19 protein-coding genes and 1 pseudogene are annotated in these 17,711 nt (G+C 66.7%); 5 read left to right on the forward strand and 15 right to left on the reverse strand.

Going from position 1 to position 17,711, the window contains the following annotated elements; all coding sequences use genetic code 11:
* Window position 1: 1 nt before the first annotated feature.
* The 14 genes from ACFOLC_RS00320 to ACFOLC_RS00385 all read right to left on the reverse strand — a co-directional run bounded on the left by ACFOLC_RS00320 (window position 2) and on the right by ACFOLC_RS00385 (window position 9,477).
* Entirely contained in the window at window positions 2–1,747 is a 1,746-nt protein-coding gene (locus ACFOLC_RS00320) for a tail fiber domain-containing protein (protein ID WP_386756686.1), read from the reverse strand.
* An 8-nt stretch (window positions 1,748–1,755) separates the two neighbouring features.
* Window positions 1,756–2,304: a phage tail protein I gene (locus ACFOLC_RS00325; RefSeq protein ID WP_386756687.1), complete on the reverse strand. Its 549-nt coding sequence runs from the start codon at window positions 2,302–2,304 to the stop codon at window positions 1,756–1,758.
* On the reverse strand, window positions 2,297–3,187 hold the full coding sequence (locus tag ACFOLC_RS00330) for a baseplate assembly protein (RefSeq protein WP_386756688.1): 891 nt from the start codon (window positions 3,185–3,187) through the stop codon (window positions 2,297–2,299). The genes ACFOLC_RS00325 and ACFOLC_RS00330 overlap by 8 nt, the downstream gene beginning before the upstream one ends.
* A gap of 104 nt (window positions 3,188–3,291) precedes the next feature.
* A complete protein-coding gene (locus tag ACFOLC_RS00335) occupies window positions 3,292–3,741 on the reverse strand; it encodes a phage virion morphogenesis protein (protein ID WP_386756689.1) in 450 nt (149 codons plus the stop codon).
* 8 nt (window positions 3,742–3,749) lie between these two features.
* Complete coding sequence (locus ACFOLC_RS00340; RefSeq protein WP_386756690.1) at window positions 3,750–4,223, reverse strand: phage tail protein; 474 nt, start codon at window positions 4,221–4,223, stop codon at window positions 3,750–3,752.
* The gene (locus ACFOLC_RS00345; protein WP_386756691.1) at window positions 4,220–4,738 is read right to left on the reverse strand and encodes a hypothetical protein; all 519 of its coding nucleotides are present in this window, start codon (window positions 4,736–4,738) and stop codon (window positions 4,220–4,222) included. Before ACFOLC_RS00345 ends, ACFOLC_RS00340 begins: the two co-directional genes overlap by 4 nt.
* Complete coding sequence (locus tag ACFOLC_RS00350) at window positions 4,738–5,373, reverse strand: glycoside hydrolase family 19 protein (protein WP_386756692.1); 636 nt, start codon at window positions 5,371–5,373, stop codon at window positions 4,738–4,740. Before ACFOLC_RS00350 ends, ACFOLC_RS00345 begins: the two co-directional genes overlap by 1 nt.
* Window positions 5,373–5,648 carry a phage holin family protein gene (locus ACFOLC_RS00355; protein ID WP_386756693.1) on the reverse strand — a complete coding sequence of 92 codons (276 nt, stop codon included), beginning with the start codon at window positions 5,646–5,648 and terminating at the stop codon, window positions 5,373–5,375. Before ACFOLC_RS00355 ends, ACFOLC_RS00350 begins: the two co-directional genes overlap by 1 nt.
* Window positions 5,641–5,997: a putative holin gene (locus ACFOLC_RS00360; RefSeq protein WP_386756695.1), complete on the reverse strand. Its 357-nt coding sequence runs from the start codon at window positions 5,995–5,997 to the stop codon at window positions 5,641–5,643. Before ACFOLC_RS00360 ends, ACFOLC_RS00355 begins: the two co-directional genes overlap by 8 nt.
* 4 nt (window positions 5,998–6,001) lie before the next feature.
* Window positions 6,002–6,214 carry a tail protein X gene (locus ACFOLC_RS00365; RefSeq protein ID WP_386756696.1) on the reverse strand — a complete coding sequence of 71 codons (213 nt, stop codon included), beginning with the start codon at window positions 6,212–6,214 and terminating at the stop codon, window positions 6,002–6,004.
* Complete coding sequence (locus tag ACFOLC_RS00370) at window positions 6,214–6,678, reverse strand: head completion/stabilization protein (protein ID WP_386756697.1); 465 nt, start codon at window positions 6,676–6,678, stop codon at window positions 6,214–6,216. Before ACFOLC_RS00370 ends, ACFOLC_RS00365 begins: the two co-directional genes overlap by 1 nt.
* Before the next feature lie 98 nt (window positions 6,679–6,776).
* Entirely contained in the window at window positions 6,777–7,532 is a 756-nt protein-coding gene (gene gpM, locus ACFOLC_RS00375; RefSeq protein WP_386756698.1) for a phage terminase small subunit, read from the reverse strand.
* Window positions 7,533–7,544: 12 nt separating this feature from the next.
* Entirely contained in the window at window positions 7,545–8,558 is a 1,014-nt protein-coding gene (locus ACFOLC_RS00380) for a phage major capsid protein, P2 family (RefSeq protein ID WP_386756700.1), read from the reverse strand.
* A 55-nt stretch (window positions 8,559–8,613) separates the two neighbouring features.
* Window positions 8,614–9,477, reverse strand: a complete 864-nt coding sequence (locus ACFOLC_RS00385; protein ID WP_386756701.1) for a GPO family capsid scaffolding protein — start codon at window positions 9,475–9,477, stop codon at window positions 8,614–8,616.
* 158 nt (window positions 9,478–9,635) lie between these two features.
* Between ACFOLC_RS00385 and ACFOLC_RS00390 the strand changes: the two genes are divergently transcribed.
* From ACFOLC_RS00390 to ACFOLC_RS00405, 4 genes are read left to right on the forward strand one after another with little or no spacing between them, the layout of a single operon-like run.
* Window positions 9,636–11,396, forward strand: coding sequence for a terminase ATPase subunit family protein (locus ACFOLC_RS00390; RefSeq protein WP_386756702.1), 1,761 nt, complete (start codon window positions 9,636–9,638; stop codon window positions 11,394–11,396).
* A complete protein-coding gene (locus ACFOLC_RS00395) occupies window positions 11,396–12,409 on the forward strand; it encodes a phage portal protein (protein ID WP_386756703.1) in 1,014 nt (337 codons plus the stop codon). The genes ACFOLC_RS00390 and ACFOLC_RS00395 overlap by 1 nt, the downstream gene beginning before the upstream one ends.
* 8 nt (window positions 12,410–12,417) lie before the next feature.
* Window positions 12,418–12,636, forward strand: coding sequence for a Com family DNA-binding transcriptional regulator (locus ACFOLC_RS00400; RefSeq protein ID WP_386756704.1), 219 nt, complete (start codon window positions 12,418–12,420; stop codon window positions 12,634–12,636).
* Window positions 12,584–13,285 carry a DNA-methyltransferase gene (locus tag ACFOLC_RS00405; RefSeq protein WP_386756705.1) on the forward strand — a complete coding sequence of 234 codons (702 nt, stop codon included), beginning with the start codon at window positions 12,584–12,586 and terminating at the stop codon, window positions 13,283–13,285. Before ACFOLC_RS00400 ends, ACFOLC_RS00405 begins: the two co-directional genes overlap by 53 nt.
* Before the next feature lie 839 nt (window positions 13,286–14,124).
* On the opposite strand, the gene ACFOLC_RS00410 is transcribed toward ACFOLC_RS00405, so the two are convergent.
* Complete coding sequence (locus ACFOLC_RS00410; RefSeq protein ID WP_386756706.1) at window positions 14,125–14,457, reverse strand: hypothetical protein; 333 nt, start codon at window positions 14,455–14,457, stop codon at window positions 14,125–14,127.
* A gap of 534 nt (window positions 14,458–14,991) precedes the next feature.
* Between ACFOLC_RS00410 and ACFOLC_RS00415 the strand changes: the two are divergent.
* Window positions 14,992–17,679: pseudogene (locus tag ACFOLC_RS00415) on the forward strand (hypothetical protein); the annotation flags it as partial.
* Window positions 17,680–17,711: the final 32 nt, after the last annotated feature.

Genomic DNA, 17,711 nt, shown 5'->3' on the forward strand with positions numbered 1-17,711 from the left:
CTCAGCGACCTCGATCCATGGCTTCGACGCGCTCGATCAAGGCATCGAGCCGATCGGCCAGCGCGATGATCGCACCAGCGAGATACGGCTCGGCCTTGCCGTAGCGAACAAACAACATCCCGTCGTCCCCCTCATGGACTGCCTGCGGCAGCACTTTGCGGTGTTCCTGCGCAATCCAGCCGACGTCATCGCTTCCATCCGCGATCATCTTGTACCGGCGCGGGCGGAAGCGGCGCACTGTTTCAAGACAATCGCGCAGGTCACTGATATCGGTTTTCAGCCGGGCATCGGACGACGTCGCCTGCATGGTCGGCATCGTGACGGGGCCAGTGAAGTTTGCTCCGCTGAGATTGGCCTTGCTGGCAGGATTGAAGTTTCCAGCGTGCCAGACCCCGTTTCCGTTGACGGTGACGGTGCCGGTAAATCCCGGAGACGCGACGTTAGCTTTCGTTTCGGGGTTGAAGTTTCCAGAGTGCCAAACGGGGTTCCCCGCCGAGTAAAACGTGCCGGAGGTATCAAAATCTAATGGCGAAGCTGCGTTGTTTGGATCCCTGGCGTAAGCAGTGAACCTGCGCCTGCCGCCGCTCCCAGAGTAGTAGCCTTCCATGCGGCCACCGTCGTCGTGCAGGCCTCCGTATGGCCGCACAGTGAAATAACCGCCTGAGTGCGTCAGGGACGCTGTCACCCCGACAGCATCGACTTTATCGAAGTTGGCATAGGCGCCGAGTGTCGCTTTGGTCGCAGGATCGAAGTTGCCGGAGTGCCATACCGCCGGCGCCCCGGTGAGCTGCGTCCACGCAATGCTGAGTGCACCTTGATGCTGGGTGACGCTGGATTGCGAAACTCGGGCATTGGCAAGCGTTCCGGAAGTGATGTCAGCGGCTGCGTGTGTGTGCGCGCTGGGCGGGAACGCGGCTGGCCTCCCGGTCACCTCGAGCCAGTCCGGCCAGCGGGTCGACGTTGCCGGCGGGTTGATGATGTCGGCCCAGACGTGCGTGTGCGCGCTCGGGGCGAACGTGGCCGGTTTGCCAGTGAGGTTCGCCCAGGACAGGTAATAGGTGCCGTGCTGACCGTCCAGCAGGTCCGCATCGAGGCCGTTGTTGTGCCCTTCGTTACGTGTGGCGGCGTTGCCCAGGCCGATGGCGGTTCGCATCAGCGCGGCCGTGGCCAGGGTCAGCAGGCCCTTGACGAAAGCGCTCGGTGCGCCAGCGCCGAAACGGGCGTCAAGCAGGGCCTTCGCGCCCGCCGGCGTCATGGCGCGCGTGCCGTCGAGACCGTCGATCGATTCGACGCTGTCCGCCAGCTCGACCACGCCTTGCACGGCGGTGGTCGCGGGTGGATTGATCCAGTTGGTGTCGCCAAAGGTCAGGCTCGTGGCGTCGATCTGCACGAAGCGGACGTCGGCCGCCAGCAGCAGCATCGCTTGCGCCGACTTTTCCAGGATCACGCCGGCCTGCGCGTACCAGGCGAACAGCGTGCCGTCCTGGAGGTAGAGCGCGAATCCGCGCAGGGTGTAGACGTCCCCGCCGTCGTCGCGGATGGTGACGTGGACGGTGTCGTCGGCCACCGCCGAGCCGGCAAACGTCGACAGACGTTTCAGCTCGCCGGACAGTGCGCCGTCGACCAAGCCGGCACCGGACGACGTGACGCCGATCTGGGCGATCCGCACGGGCGCGGTGCCGGTGTTCTCCGCGTTGACGATCGCGGCGCGGCCGGCGGGGGTTACGTTGATCTGAAGTCCGCTCACGGGCGCTCCTAGGGTTCGATGGCCTGGAACTGCAGGCGGCGGTACACCGCCGCGCGGGCGCCGGCGCCGATCCCGACGCCGCCGATCCCCTGCAGGCCCTGGGTGAAAGTGAAATGCGAGCGCACCGGCTTGGTTCGGGACACTTCGCCGATGACGTCGTCGACGTACTGCGCGGTTGCTGTTTCGCCGCCTTCGCCGGACAGCGTCAGCACCATCTCGAAGGTGTGCGGTGGGCCGCGTGGGTCCAGTTGCCACCACTCGCGCAGCTGCACGAAGCCGCCGAATGCGGCAACCACCTGGCGAACGCTCTGGGCGGTGCCCTTGCGGCGCTGGATATCGAGTGCCATGCGAATACGAGCCCGCTTCACGTGCTCGGGCCAGTACGGCTTCCAGCCGTCGATCGACAGCGCCCAGGCCAACCACGGCAGCATATCCGTGGGGCAGGTATCCGGGTTCCACAAGTCTCGTAGCGGCGTTGGCACGTCGCCGATGCGCGCGGTTGCGGCTTCGATCGCGCGTTCGGCTGGCACCGAGTTGCGCGGCAGCAGGCTACTCATCCACGCCGCCGGCGACGATGGTGATGCTGCTGCACCAGGATGCCTGGGTACGGTCGATCACCAGGCCAGCCGCCGGCGAGGTGATTTCCACGCGCTGCACGCCCTCGGAATGCAGCACGGAGTAGATGCCCGACAGCGGGACGTCGCGGCCCAGGCGGTGCGACTCCTCCACGTAGCGCTCCAGGCGGCGCTGCGATTCGGCCAGTACCAGCGCCGAGTCGGGGCCGGCGTAGGTATACACGGTGGCGTTGAGCGCGTAGGGAACGATCGTCGCGGCCTGTACGGTGACGTGATCGGTCAACGGCCGCACCGCGTCGTCGGCGAGCTTGGTCGCCACGGCGTTGACCAGCGCCACGCTGGCGGTGCCGTCGCCGGCGCGGGCGAGCACGGTCACCACGACTTCGCCAGGCGTCGGGCTGGTCGCGGACGCATCGAGCACGCCGGGATCGGCGCTGAGCGCGTGAAAGATGTACGCGCCCTCGGGGCCGGCGACGCTGAAGCCTTCGGGCGCCAGCTGGATGCGGCGTCGGAACTCCAGGTCGCTCTCCAACGTCGGCGGAATTGACTGCGCGGGATTGCCCGGGTCCAGCTGCAGGCGCGTCACGCCCAGCAGCGCGCCCAGCTGGTCGAGATCCGCGCCGCCGGCGTAGGCGAGCATCACCGCCCGCGCGGCTTCGTTACAGCGCTGGCGAACCTGCATTTCGCGATAGGCCGCCACTTCCAGCAGCTTGTATGCGGGCTCGGACTCAGCCAGCGCGGTGAACTGCGGGTCGCGGGCGCGCAGGTCGGCCACCATGTCGGCCAGGATGACCTCGTAGTCGATCGGCTCGACGATGGCGGGCGCGGGCAACCGCGAGAGATCGACGGCGGTGAACGTGGACATGGCGTGGCCGGTCGCGGGATGGAGTCAGGTTCGCCGTCCGCCACGATTCGCAGCAACGCGCTCGCGCTGTAACCCGCGTGCCAACAGACCGCGATCTTCGGGCGTCATCGCGCGAGGTGTTCGATCAGCAGGTCGCTGATCATGCGCAGGTCGACGTCGGTGAAGCCGAGCAGCTGGCGACGCTCGTACCGCACGGTCGGGCCACCTCGGCTCACGCGGTCGGCCAGGCCTTCCTGGTGTACGCGAGCGATGCGCGCGATGCGCCCGTAGAAGCCGACAGTCACGTCATGCTCGGTGGCCTGGGCCTTGAGGTAGTCGGTCTTGGCGATGCGCCGGAACATCTTGAGCTTGCGACTCTTGATGCGCCCAGCCTTGAGCGTTCGCTTGCGCGGCAGAAACGCGCTGCCGTCCGGGTTGCGCTGCTCGCCGACGCGCTGGTGTTGGCTGCGTCGTAATGCGATGCCCACCTTGCGCGCCAGGGCGCGCCGCGCGCCCGGCTGCAGCTTCGCCAGCAACGGCGCGACCCAGGTCTCCAGCTGCTGCAGATCGTCCACGGCGTCCCCTACGGCGAGTCCCAGCCGCCGATCCACTCGCCCTTGAGGTACACGTCCCAGCGCCCGGGCGGGAACGCGACCTCGAGCTCGGGCTCGGGGTAGTGCTCGATGTCGTAGCCGCCGCCGTCGCGCGGGTGCACGCCCACGCGCTCGGTCAGCGGAACCTTGATCTCCAGATCGACCTTGTCGTTGGCCAGCAGTTCGGCCTCGAAGCCGATCTGCTCGCGCCGATCCGGGTTGGCCAGCAGTTCGGGCTGGTGCCGGGACAGCCACACCAGCAGCGGCACCATGACCGCATCGGGATGGCCGGCGAAGTCGGTCACGATCAGGCTCAGGGTGTATCGGTACTCGAACGATAGCCCGGGGGCGTAGGTCGCCACCAGGCTGCCACGCTCGATGAAGATCAGCAGCCGGTCGGGATCACGCGCCAGCTCCGGCACCGCGGTCGTGATGTGCGCGCGCAGGCTGTCGGGCTTGATCACGGTTGCGCACCCGATGGCAGCGACCGGATGTAAGCCTGCAGGCCGATCACTTGTTCGCGGAGGGCGTGGCAAGAGGTGTAGTTGTCGGCGACGGTGTCGGCGACGGCAGAGAGCGTAACGCCGGCGGCCGGCGCATCAGGATCTCCGGCGGCGGGTTGCGGGGGGGCGTTGGCGGCGGCGGCGTCGTGGATGCGCACGAAGCCAGCAGGAATAGCGCAAGCGGCGTCAGCTTTCGGGGTGACATAGACCGGGATCTCCTTGGTGATGGTGGCGCCGGCCACGCGCACCACTTGCACGCGATCGACGTACTGGGTGACCACGCGGACGTTGCTGCGTGCCGCGTCGCGCTCCTGGCGTGCGGTGTCGCGTTCCGCCGTCATGTCGCGCAGCTGCCGTTCGGCCTTGGCTTTCTCGGCCTTGGCGGCGCCGATCCGGCTCTGCTGGAAGGCGGCACCGAAGCCGATGGCGAGCATCAGCGCCAGAACGATCACGGTGAGGATGGCGCGGGCGGACATCAGCTGGTCCCCAGGGCGGCGAGGGCGCGGTGCGTGCGGGCGATCCGATCGCTCAGACCTTCCGGTGTCCGCTTCGACGTCGGCGAGCCGAGGTTGATCTTGCGGCTGACCATCAGCACGTCGCCGGTGTCGGCCAGCGCGTTGAGGCCGCTGTCGCGCCAGTACGCTGCTGCGGCCATGGCACCGGCGTCAACCTCCAGCAGCAGCGCCGGCTGCTCTTCCAGCGGGGCGCCGATCAGCTCGCCGACACGCCGATAGTTGCCGCGCCCGGTGTGCTGCATCGGACCACGGCCGCGGTAGCGGTAGCCGTCGCTGCTGGCCACGTTGCCGTTGCCGTTGCGGTCGGCGTAGACGTAGTTGCCTAGCTTCTCCGGCTGGCGCACGAACAGGCTGGCCGAGTGGGTCGGGATACGGTGGCCGAACACCTCCAGCAGCCGCGGCAGGCTGTAGCTCAGGCTTTCCTCGACGCGCGACAGGCTCAGACTTTCGTGGCCGACCTGTGCCAGGAAGTGGGCCGCGCGGCGCGGCGTATTGATGCCGAAGCGGCGCATGGCTGTCGCCAGCGCAGGTCGCCAGCGTTCCGCCCGCTTGGCAGGGCACTGCATCAGCTTCACCAGCTGCGCGTCCGTGATCATCAATTCACCCTCAAGATGCGCGCCACGTTCCCCCGGGCGCGGTAGGTCAACACGGCCAGCACCGCGAGCACGCCCAGCTGCCACGGGCTTGCGCGCGCGGCGGCGCCGACCAGCGCGATGTGGATGGCCTGGCCGCCGGTGCAGACGATCAGCAGCCAAGCGCACAAGCCGACGCCGACGCGGTGCGTGGTGTCTGGTCCGCGCTGGTAGGTCAGCAACCGCACGCAGATGGCGACGCAGGCGACCAGCGTCAACACGGTGACGGCGCTATGCATTCGGCGGCCCTCCGCGGCGAAGCCAGCTCAAGTCGAAGGCGCGGCTCTTCTCGATCAGGGCCAGCGTGACCGTGATGCCGACCGCCGCCGCGATGAACGCCGCGACGCCGGTGGAGCGGATCGGCATCCAGCGCACGATGTCGGGCGCTGCCAGGTAGCCGGCCACCACGCTGATCAGCAGGTAGACCAGCCGCTGCCAGAGCGGCAGCGACTTGGCCGACACCACGAACAACGTGGCGCCGGCGAATGCGCCGATCAGTGCATTGCCGTCGATGCCGGGCAGCACTGCGGCCAGGCCCACGCCGGCGGCGAGGGTTGCAGCACTGGAAAGGGAAGTCGGTTCGGCCATTAGGTCAGTCCCACAGCTGTACCAACGCCCGCGTGGCGGCGGCGGGCGTGGCAGTGATTTCGGGAAGATCCACGGACGTGCCGTGGGGCAGCACCGGGCCGTGCTCGCACAGGCCCGGGTTGAGTTCGAAGGCCTTCTCGACCAGGCCGGCGGTGCGGCCGAGGTAGCGCCAGCACAGCGCGTCGAGCGTGTCGCCCTGGTGCGCGTAGACCCGCATCAGATCAGCTCCACGGTCATGCGCGGCGTGCCCAGGAAGTCGCGGATCGCCCAGCGCTGGTCGCGGCGCAGTTCGTCGATGCTTGGGGTCAGATCGTCCGCCCGCTGGTTGCCGGCCGCGGTGGTGTCGTAGGAGCGGTAGCGCTCGGCCACCTCGGCGGCGGTGGCGCAGGACACCGCGCGCAGGTAGAGCTGTTCCTGGCGCGTCTTGCCGTCGACGCCGGCGGCGGGCACGGCCTGCAGGTAGGCGTACCCGGCCGCCTCTTGCCGTGCTTTCCACGCGGCCAGTTCATCGTTAACGGCCATCACCGCGGCGACGATGGCGGCGCGCAGCCGCTCGGCCGCGATGCTGCCGTCCAGCCGGATGCGCTGGCGCAGGGCGGCGGGATCGATCGACGGCCAGAAGCCGTCGTTGTCGATCGCCGCCTCGACGCCGGCGGTTCCGTTGGCGATGAATCCGCTCATGACTGGCCCTTAGGTCGCCGGTGGTCGGGGCGTCACCGCATTGGAGAGAGAGCCATGCGGATCGGCCCCGAGCCGGCGGGGTTGCGTGGGACGCTCGGTTAGCTGCCGGTGGTGCCGTCGCCGTTCCCGGCGTTGGCGTCGGTGCCCGAGCCGCTGTCGGCGGCGGGCGTGGCAGCGTGTTTCTTCAGCAGGCGCTCGGCGCGTTCCAGGTCTTTCTTGCCGCCGCAGCTGCTGTGCAGGGCGATGGCGCGCTTGAGATTGGCGATAGCCACGTCAAGGGAAAGCTCCGAGTCCGTTCGCTCCGCCTCAGCCAGGCTTGCGCGGCCGATAGCCAAGTGCAGCTTCGCCCGGACCTCGTCCGGCATGTCCTGGCCTTCGGTCAGATATGCGGCGCGACCGAGAATCTGCAGGTCGAACACCGCACCCGTGCGCTGGGCATTCAGGGCCGCCTCGGCGATTTCCTCGGCGACCAGGCAGCCGGTGGTACGCGCGAAGCGGTCCGGCATCGCCATGTTGTGCTTGAGCACGTACTCAGCGATCTCCAGCGCTGCGTTGTAGTCGGTCACGTCGATGCACCAGAGCATCGTGGTGGTGACCACTTCGTCGGCGGCGCCGTTGCCGCCTTCGATCACGCCGGCGACGTAGCTGCCGTACGCCGGCAGCATCTGGCGCTTGAGCTCGGCCTTGCCCTGGTCGGACTGCACTTGCTTAAGGCGCAGGCGGTCGTGCTGCAGCATCGCCATATGCTGCTCGTAGGCGGTGGCGCCGGCCATCAGCTGGTCCGGTGCCTTGCTGGCAGCCTCCTGGGCTGCCAGCACGCGGTTGTAGTGACGCTTGGCGGGACTGTCGGCCATGGCTGTCAGTCCTTACGGCAGGATTTCGATGTTCTGGACGACGCAACCCAGGCCGTAGTCCTCGACCACGTACGCGTCGTTGGACGACTCGTAGTTCGCGATCTGGTTGGACTCGGGCTCTTCCTTGATGTAGCGACGACGGCCGCCCAGCTGCCAGTAGATCGATAGGTTCTTCATCGAGGTGATCAGCATCGTGCCGTCCGGGATGTACGGCACCTCGGCCAGCGGCAAGCCGCCGGCGCGGCGCTGCGACAGGATGATGTCGGTGGCCAGTTTCTCGGTCGCCGGCTGGTCCTTGTTGACCAGCGGGAAATACTTGTCGTGCACCAGCTCGCGGCCGAGGATCACGACCAGCGACGGGTCTTTGCGGTGCCACGGGTCGATCAGCGAGCTGACCGCGTCGTACACCAGGGCGTCGATGTTCTTGTAGTCGCCCGCGGCGCCGATCGTGACCTTGCCGTTGACGGTGCCGGCATCGCTCATCACGCGCGCCGCCGCATTGGCACGGTACTGCTGCAGCCAGCCGATGTTCACGTCCTGCAGCAGCGGATTGGTGGCGCGGTTGGTGTTGGCCGCGGCGCTGGTGCCGTTGAAGCCGATCACCAAGCGGTCCAGCGCCTGGCGCTTGATGATTGCGTCGCGCAGGCGGGCTTGGAAGTCCGGGAAGCGCGACCAGGCGTCGAGCAGCGCGTACGGGATCGCGGTGTCGAAGTCAGTCTTGGCGCACTCGTAGTTGTTGCCCTGCAGGTCGGCCACGTTGCGCGGCTGGCGCTTGGCGCCACCGGTGGTGTCGGTGCGGCCGGCGATGGTGCCGCTCACGCCCAGGCCGACCTTCTGGCCCTTGAGTTCGTCGACGCCGAGCACGTTGATCTGGCCGAGGAACTCGCTGGATTCCTGGATGCGGGTTTCCAGGCGCTGCTGCACGGTGGGTTCGACGGCGAAGGTCGCGGCGGCCGACGCCACGCCGTTGAGTTGGGCGACCTGGTTGGTGAAGGCATTGACCTGCTGGCGGGTGTCGTTACGCATGGGGTGCTCCGGGGATATCGGCGGAATGGAGTGAGGTGGGCAGGGAGCAACAGGCTCAGCAGTCGGTCAGCTCGGCCTTGTTGTTGCCGGTGGCCGGGGGGCGCGGTACCTGGCCGTGGCTGGCCGTGCCTTCCAACTGGGACTTGAGCGCGGCGAAATCGGTGCTCAGCTTCTGCAGCTGGGCCTTCAGCTCGGTGTTCTCACGCTCGGCCGCGGTGAAGCGCTGGTCCTGCTGGCGCACGTGCTCGGCCACGGCCGTCACCGCTTCGCCGATCTTGGAGAAATCGCTGGCGGCAGGCGTCGACGGCGGCGCGGTCTCTTCCGGCTTCGGCTTGAGCAGCGCGTCCAGGCGCGAGAACAGCGCGTCGATGACGCCGGGCTTGTCCTCGATTTCCTCGAACTCGATGTCCGACTCCAGTGCCACGCTGAAGAGGTTCTGGGGCGACTGCTTGCGCGCCTTGAGCGGGCTGGCGTCGGGGTTCTGCGAGGCGAACGCCAGCATCTCGGTGCCGAGGCTGGCCGGGCTGTCGGTGACACCGAGGCCGACCAGGTAGGCCTCGCCCTTGCCGGCGAAGTCGGGATCCACCTCGATCGAGCTGTAGATCTTCTGGCCCGCCTTGTTCATCGCGACCATCTCGTCGGTCGGCTGGATCTGGGCGAACAGCGCCAGGTGATCCTTGCCGTCGATCTGCACCGTGTCGGTCTTGACCGCGAGCACGTCGCCCATGCAGCGGAAACCCCACTCGGGATTCAGGCCGCGGATGTGCTCGACGAAGATGCGGGCGCCGTACTTCAGCGGGTTGTAGGTCTGGGCGATCTGCGACAACCACGTGCGCTCGATCTTGCGGCCGTCGGACGTCGAACCCTCGACGGCGACACGGAACCACTTGGAGCGGAATTTCTTGGTCTTGGCCGACATGCTGTCCTCTGCGCGTTAGGCGTGGTCGATGCGATCGCATCGCTAGAGGTTTCATGGTCGGCAGGCGCAAAAGCACCGGCAACGCGGCCGTCATGTAAAGGCCGCCGATACGCAGGCGAAAACTGTTTGCAGGGGAGTGCGCTGGGCAGGCTATTCGCATGAATAGCGTTGCCGCCCAGCTGCCCATGGATACCCGCCGCCAGGCGAAGTTCCTGTACTGGATGGGCTGGCGGATCTGCGAGATCGCCGAGGCCACGGGCGAGAAGGAGAAGACTCTACACAGCTGGAAGGCGCGCGACGAGTGGGACCGCGCGGACAACGTGGAGCGGATCGGCGGCGCGCTGGAAGCGCGGCTGGTGATGCTGATCATGAAGCCGGAGAAGTCCGGTGGCGACTACAAGGAAATCGACCTGCTGCACCGCCAGCTGGAACGGCAGGCCCGGATCCAGCGCTACCAGGGCGGCGGCACCGAGGGCGATCTGAACCCGAACATCGAGCGCCGCAACGCCGAGCCGAAGAAGAAGCCCAAGCGCAACGAGTTCACCGAGGAGCAGGTCGAAAAGCTGACCGAGGCCTTCCTCGACGGGTGCTTCGACTACCAGCGCGACTGGTACCGGGCCGGCAACCAGCGCACGCGCGTGATCCTGAAGTCGCGCCAGATCGGCGCGACCTACTACTTCGCCCGCGAGGCATTGATCGATGCGCTGACCACCGGCCGCAATCAGATTTTCCTCAGTGCGTCCAAGAGCCAGGCGTACTTGTTCCGCGGCTACATCCAGAGCTTCGTGCGCGAGGTGGTCGGCGTGGAGCTGAGCGGCGACCCGATCGTGCTGCCGAACGGCGCCGAGCTGTTCTTCCTTGGCACCAATGCCCGCACGGCCCAGGGCTATCACGGCAACTTCTACTTCGACGAGTTCTTCTGGACCTACAAGTTCGACGAGCTGAACAAGGTCGCCTCGGGCATGGCGATGCACAAGAAGTGGCGAAAGACCTACTTCAGCACGCCGTCGAGCATGGCGCACCAGGCCTACAGCTTCTGGACGGGCGAGCGGTTCAACAAGGGCAAGCCCGCGGCGCAGCACCTGAAGATCGACGCAAGTCACGACGCCCTGGCCAGCGGCCGACTGTGCGAGGACCGTCTGTGGCGCCAGATCGTGACGATCATGGACGCCGAGCGGCGCGGCTGCGACCTGTTCGACATCGAGGAGCTGCGGGACGAATACAGCGCGGATGCGTTTGCCAACCTGCTGATGTGCGAGTTCGTCGACGACGGCGCCAGCGTCTTTCCGCTGGCGATGCTGCAGCCGTGCATGGTGGACAGTTGGGTGGACTGGGGCAACGACTACCGGCCCTTCGCGGCGCGGCCGTTCGGCGATCGCGCGGTCTGGATCGGCTATGACCCGTCGGAAACCGGCGACAGCGCCGGCCTGGTGGTGGTGGCGCCGCCGCAGTCGCCGGGCGGCAAGTTCCGGCTGCTGGAGCGCCACCAGTTCCGCGGCATGGACTTCGCCGCCCAGGCCCGCTTCATCCACCAGGTCACCCAGCGCTACTGGGTCACGTACATCGGCATCGACACCACGGGCATGGGCACCGGCGTGGCGCAGCTGGTCAAGCAGTTCTTCCCGAACCTGACCACCTTCAGCTACTCGCCCGAGGTCAAGACGCGCCTGGTGCTGAAGGCCTATGACGTGATCCACAACGGCCGCTTTGAGTTCGACGCAGGTTGGACCGACGTCGCGCAGTCGCTGATGGCGATACGCAAGACCATGACGGCCAGCGGCCGCCAGATGACCTACACCGCCGGGCGCACGGATGACACCGGCCACGCCGACCTGGCGTGGGCGCTCTTCCACGCTTTGCACAACGAACCGCTGGAAGGCCAGACCGGCCGCAACACCGGCATCTTGGAGATCATGTGATGTTGAACGGCGAACCGCTTTCGTCGTCGGCGCCGCCGCCTGCGCGCGCCGAGGCCTTTACCTTCGGCGAGCCCACGCCCGTGCTCGATTCGCGCGGCCTGCTCGACTACATCGAGTGCTGGCAGAACGGCCGCTGGTACGAGCCGCCGGTCTCGCTCGATGGCCTGGCCAAGACCACGCGCTCCAACGTCTTCCTGCAGTCGGGTCTGACCTTCAAGCGCAACATGCTGGCGCGCACGTTCATCCCGCACCGGCTGCTGTCGCGCGAGGCCTTCGAGCAGCTGGCCCTGGACTGGACCACCTTCGGCATGGCGTACGTCGAGGAGCGGCAGTCGGTGCTCGGCAGCACGATGGCGCTGAAGCCGTGCCTGGCGAAATACATGCGCCGTGGCGTTGACCTGGAATCGTTCTTCATGGTGCGCGGCTGGCACAACGAGCACGAGTTCAAGCCAGGCACGGTGCTCCAGCTGCGCGAGGCCGACGTCGATCAGGAGATCTACGGTTTGCCCGAATGGCTGTCGGCGCTGCAGTCGGCGCTGCTCAACGAGTCGGCCACGCTGTTCCGCAGGAAGTACTACAACAACGGCTCGCACGCGGGCTTCATCCTCTACTTGACCGACCAGCAGGCCTCGGAAGGCGACGTCGACAACCTGCGCCAGGCGATGCGCCAGGCCAAGGGGCCGGGTAACTTCCGCAACCTGTTCGTCTATTCGCCAGGCGGGAAGAAGGACGGCATGCAGCTGATCCCGGTCAGCGAGGTGGCGGCCAAGGACGAGTTCGGCGGCATCAAGAACATCACGCGCGACGACATGCTGGCGTCGCTGCGGATCCCGCCGCAGCTGATGGGCATCGTGCCGCAGAACGCGGGCGGCTTCGGCTCGATCCGCGACGCCTCGGTGGTGTGGGCCGCCAACGAGCTGGAACCGCTGCAGACACGCCTGGCGCGCCTCAACGAGCTGGTGGGCGAGGAGGTCATCCGCTTCCGTCCGTACGAGCCGCCGGCGACCACCTGACCATGCGCATGACCCTGCATCCCCTGCGTTGTGGCGAGTGCGCGCGCCTGCTGGCCAAGGCCGCGCAGTTCGTCGAGATCCAGATCAAGTGCCCACGATGCGGCACGCTCAATCACCTGAAGGCCCCGAGCCTCCCGTCAGATCGCCGCGAGCGATGTGAAGAAGGCTCACACGATGCAAAACCAGTTGTTGCAGGGCGACGCCCTGAAGTTGTTGCCGACGCTTGAGGCCGGCAGTTTCGACGCGCTGATCACTGATCCGCCGTACGCCAGTGGGGGCGTCCATGCCGGTGCCAGGCAGCGGGCGCCGTCGGAGAAGTACGTCAGCAGAGATCTGCACGCGGACTTCGTCGGTGACGAGCGCGACCAGCGATCACACCTGTGCTGGATGGTGCTGTGGCTGTCGGAATGCGCTCGGCTGCTGAAGGATGGTGCGCCGGTGTGCGTGTTCACCGACTGGCGGCAGCTGCCGCTCACGACCGACGCGCTGCAAGCGGCGGGCTTCACCTGGCGCGGCGTGGCCGTGTGGGACAAGACCGAAGGCGTGCGGCCGCAGCTCGGCCGCTTCCGCTCGCAGGCGGAATACATCGTGTGGGGTAGCAAAGGCGCCATGCCGCTGTCGCGCCGCGCGCCGGTGCTGCCCGGCGTGATTCGCGCCAAGGTGCTGAAGTCAGACAAGCTGCATATAACCGGCAAGCCCACCGAGCTGATGCGCCAGGTGGTGCGGATCTGCGAGCAAGGTGGACGGATCCTCGATCCCTTCGCCGGCTCCGGCACCACGCTGGTCGCGGCCGAGCTCGAAGGCTACCGCTGGCTCGGCTGCGAGATGACCCAGCACTACGCCGACGTGACGCGCGAGCGCCTGGCCGCCTTGTAGCCGCGACGCCACCAATCTGTAGCCGCTTCCGAGCCGCCCCACAGGGCGGCTCTTCTTTTGCCTGACACCCGGCGCAGCTGCCCACCGCGCGAGCGCTGGCGGCCGCTGGCGCGGCCTGAGAGCCATTCAGACGCTCGGGACCAGGCAGCCCGGCGGCGCCGGGCGCCGGGCTGCCCCTGGCGCGCGCAGTCGTCCCCCCGCCACGCCTGCGGGCTATGTACCCCTCTTTTTCTGCACGTCTGCGGCACGGCCTCGGGCAGCGCCAGTGCGGCGCGTGATGGCGATCGCGGGTACCCGGAAAGCCTGCGGAACCCTGCGAAGGCGAGCCGCCTCTGGCGGCCTTCTGTGGCCCTCCGGCGAGGGCGGCTCAGTGCCGAATTTTTCGGATGCCCATCGGAAACGGGTAACTGGTAATCGGATCGGACGGGGCATGGTCATCAGACTGATTTAAAAGGGATTTTTCGATAACCCGACGTGGTAACACCGGGGTTACTGGCGAGGTAACAAATTTGCAAAGCATTGAAACAAAAGGGCTTTTAGAGCCGACCGTGTTACCTCTCACGAAGGTTACCTAATTACCTGTTCGTTACCCTATTGTTACCTTCAATAAACATATTTAAGTGACTGATATTGAAATGAAAAATTGCTTATCTTTTGCCAGGTTACCTTTGTAACCCGTTCCCGGTGGGCATCCGAAAAATTCCACTTAAAGGCGCGGGGCTACCCGCTCGCTGACTCTGATCGAGCGGACTGAACTGCTCGGCGTCGGCACGCAGCGACGCCTGCCGATGCCGGCCAGGCATGCTCGATCGAGAAGGGATGTGTGGCCGCGGCCTGGGCTATGCCGGGTCGTCGTATTCCGAATCCACGGGCGGGTCGAAGTCGGGCTCGTGCCAGCGTAGGTAGCGACGGCTCGCGATGGTGCGGCGAGGCGTGCCGTCGACCCACAGCGCAAAGCGTCCGCCGGCGGTGCGGTCGTACGTCATCGATCGGGCGTGCCGCGACCAGTAGCGGACCAGGTGCGCGCAGATCAGGCGCCCAGGGTCGCCCCAGTCATCGGGCAGCCGCTCCTCTTCCATGTCGATCACGGCCGAGTTGCGGCCGGTGTGCCCGGTGGCCATGCCGGACCCGTCGTTGAACAACACGTCGTAGCGTGCATCGCAAGCGGGCATCCGCATCACCTGGCCAGGGGCGATGCGTAACCGTATCAGGCCGTATCGAGCCGGTGGTTAAGCGCTCTCGGCCAGCCAGCGCCTTGTACGCGCAGGCGGCACAACGCGGAAGGGGCGTCTGTGCTGCAGGACTTGTCGGGGGTTAAGCAGTGATCCCCGTGGGGACGCCAATTTGTTACGCGACGCAGGGCTCCGGCAACGGGGCCCTGTTTCGTTTTGCGCATCGCTTCGACATCGACAGGTGCAAGCACATGAAGCCGAGCGCGGAAAGCTGCCGCCCCGCATCTGGGCCTGCGGTGCTCTGGCGTGCTTCGAGGCCGACTGAATGATCGACCTGGCGCTCGACACGCCGTGAATCCAGAAGATTGATGGCTCTGTAGCGGCTTTGTCATTGAAATGTGATGGGTGCGATTGCGTCTGTAACGGCGCTTTCATGACCCGGGGGTGCGGTGTGGTCACGGTGAGGGAACAGGGGATGCGCGGCGGCGATGTGCTGCCGGGGTGTTCCTTTGACACCTCCAACCGAGAACCGACATGCCTTTCAAGCCGTCCGCTCAACGACTGCAACGCCACGTTTTGACCGTTGCCCTTCTGTCCGCCCTGGCGCTGCCGGCCTACGCGGGTGTCAATTGCCAGCTGGTAGATGATGCCGGCACGCCGATCCCGGTCGACAGCACCGCACCGGGCGCGGAAGCCCTGGCTTGCGGCCCGGATGCCAAGGCCATCGGTGACGGCTCGGTTGCGGTCGGCGACGAGACCAAGGCCGACGGCAAGAACGCGACAGCGGTCGGTTCCTGGATCGACCTCGACGGCGACGGACAGATCGATGCAAACGAGATCACCTGGGCCAGCGCCGCCAATGCGACCGCGCTCGGCGCTGCCGCGCAAGCGACCGGCACGGCCGCCACGGCGGTGGGCTGGACGGCGCAGGCCAGCGGCGCCAACGCGACCGCGCTTGGCGCAGGCTCGAAAGCCAGCCTCGACAACAGCGTGGCGATCGGCAACCAGTCCACGACCCGCCATGCCCAAGCCTCAACGGTCACCACCACCGTCTACAGCACGCCGCGCCAGACCACCACCGTCACTACTCCTGACGTCGCGCCCGGCAGCAGCAAGAACAGCATCGCCGTAGGCAACAACGCCAACACCAATGGCAATGACTCGGTCGCCATGGGCACCAATGCCGCGACCACCATGGTCAGCGGCAGCTACGCCCCCTCCACCACCGATGCCAACGGCATCGTCACCACCGTGCAGACCGTGGTCGAGTCGCCGGGGCGCAACGCGATCGCGATCGGCACCAACGCCAAGGTCAACGGCATGAACTCGATCGCGATGGGCTCTGGTGCCAGCGTCGAGGGTGTCTACGGTCAGACGATCAACTTGGCCGCCGGCCCTGCTTATTTCACCTCGCCAGAGGCGGCGGTCAATTCGATCGCCATCGGCAACAACGCCAAATCGCGCGGCAACAACAACGTGGTGATCGGCGCCGGCGCACAGACGACCGGCGATTTCTTCTACCAGTCGCTGGGCGCCTGGCAACTGGACGAGAACTCGACCGTGGTCGGCGCCAATGCCGTGGCCAACCGCGGTTACGGCAGCGCATTCGGCTATTCGTCGGTGGCCTACAGCAAGTACAGCGTGGCGATGGGCTATTACTCGATGGGCCTGGGGAGCAGTTCGACCGCCGTCGGCGGCTATCTTGACTGGGGCCTGGCCTTTGGCAACGCCCCGCGGAATCCCGGTCGCCTGACCGACCCATACGGCAAGGCCTATGCGGCCGGTCTTGGTTCACAATCTTTCGGCAGCGGCGCCTACACCTGGGGCAACTACGACACGGCGGTCGGCCCGGGTGCGAGCACCGGCGATCGGGACTCAGAGTTCAACCCCGCTCAGCCCACCAGCCAGTTCAACAGTCTTGATCCGACCGTGATCTCGGGTTCGGCAGCGATGGGCTTCATGGCCAATGCAGACGGCCGCGGCAGCGTGGCCATCGGTACCAACAGCCTTGCCCACGAGGCCGAGGCCGTGGCCATCGGTTGGGACAGCGTGGCCTGGGGCCGCGACAGCATCGCCCTGGGCAGCGGCGCGGTCTCGACCTGGCACAAGAACATCGCCATCGGCGAGAGCGCGTTTGCCGATGGCGGCGCGGGTGTGGCCAACATCGCCTTCGGTGTCGGCGCCAGCACCGGCCCGACTGCCGGCGTCGACACCAACAATGCCATTGCCTTCGGCAGCGGCGCTTATTCGGGCGCCGACAATGCCATGGCGTTCGGCACAGGCGCGATGGCGACTGGCATCGGCGCCATCGCCAGCGGCGCGGCCGCGCAGGCCAGCGGCCTGTCCGCCGCAGCCTATGGCGACAGCAGCCAGGCGGTGGGCGATTACGACACAGCGTTCGGCGCCTATGCGATGGCCTCCGGTGGCAACTCCACTGCGGCCGGCGCCAATGCCTTCGCCGTCGGTATGGACAGCGCGGCGCTGGGTTACAACAGCATGGCCCTGGAAGACGGCAGTGTGGCGATCGGCGCGTACTCGGTGGCCGACCGTGCCAACGCCGTATCGGTGGGCGACCTGGGCGCCGAGCGCCAGATCATCCACGTCGCCGCCGGCACCGAAGACACCGACGCGGTGAACAAACGGCAGATGGACGCTTCGATTTCCAGTGCCATTCTCAGCGGCGACCCGACCGTGGCGGCCGTGTTTTATGACGACGACGGCATGGGCGCGGTCACCCTCGGCGGTAGCAGTGGCACGCGGATCTCCAATGTGATGGACGGCGTCGATGTCATGGATGCCGTCAACAAGGGGCAGCTCGACACCGCCATCGCGGATGTCGATACCGAACTCGGAAACCTCGGCTCGACCATCGCCAGTGTCGATGCATTTGCGGTCAAGTACGATGATGCCGCGTCCATGGACGCCATCACCCTGGGTGGCTCCAGCGGCACCCGCATTTCGAACGTGATGGACGGCGTCGATGCCATGGATGCCGTCAACAAGGGACAGCTCGACACCGCCATCACGGATGTCGATACCGAACTCGGAAACCTCGGCTCGACCATCGCGAATGTCGATGCATTTGCAGTCAAGTACGATGATGCCGCGTCCATGGACGCCATCACCCTGGGCGGCTCCAGCGGCACCCGCATTTCGAACGTGATGGACGGCGTCGATGCCATGGATGCCGTCAACAGGAGGCAACTGGATAGCGTCCTGGCAGGTATCGGTGCGGACAGCCTGATCCACCTCGG

Origin of the sequence: Lysobacter cavernae, from assembly GCF_042648505.1 — a bacterium.
GTDB lineage: Bacteria > Pseudomonadota > Gammaproteobacteria > Xanthomonadales > Xanthomonadaceae > Lysobacter_L > Lysobacter_L cavernae.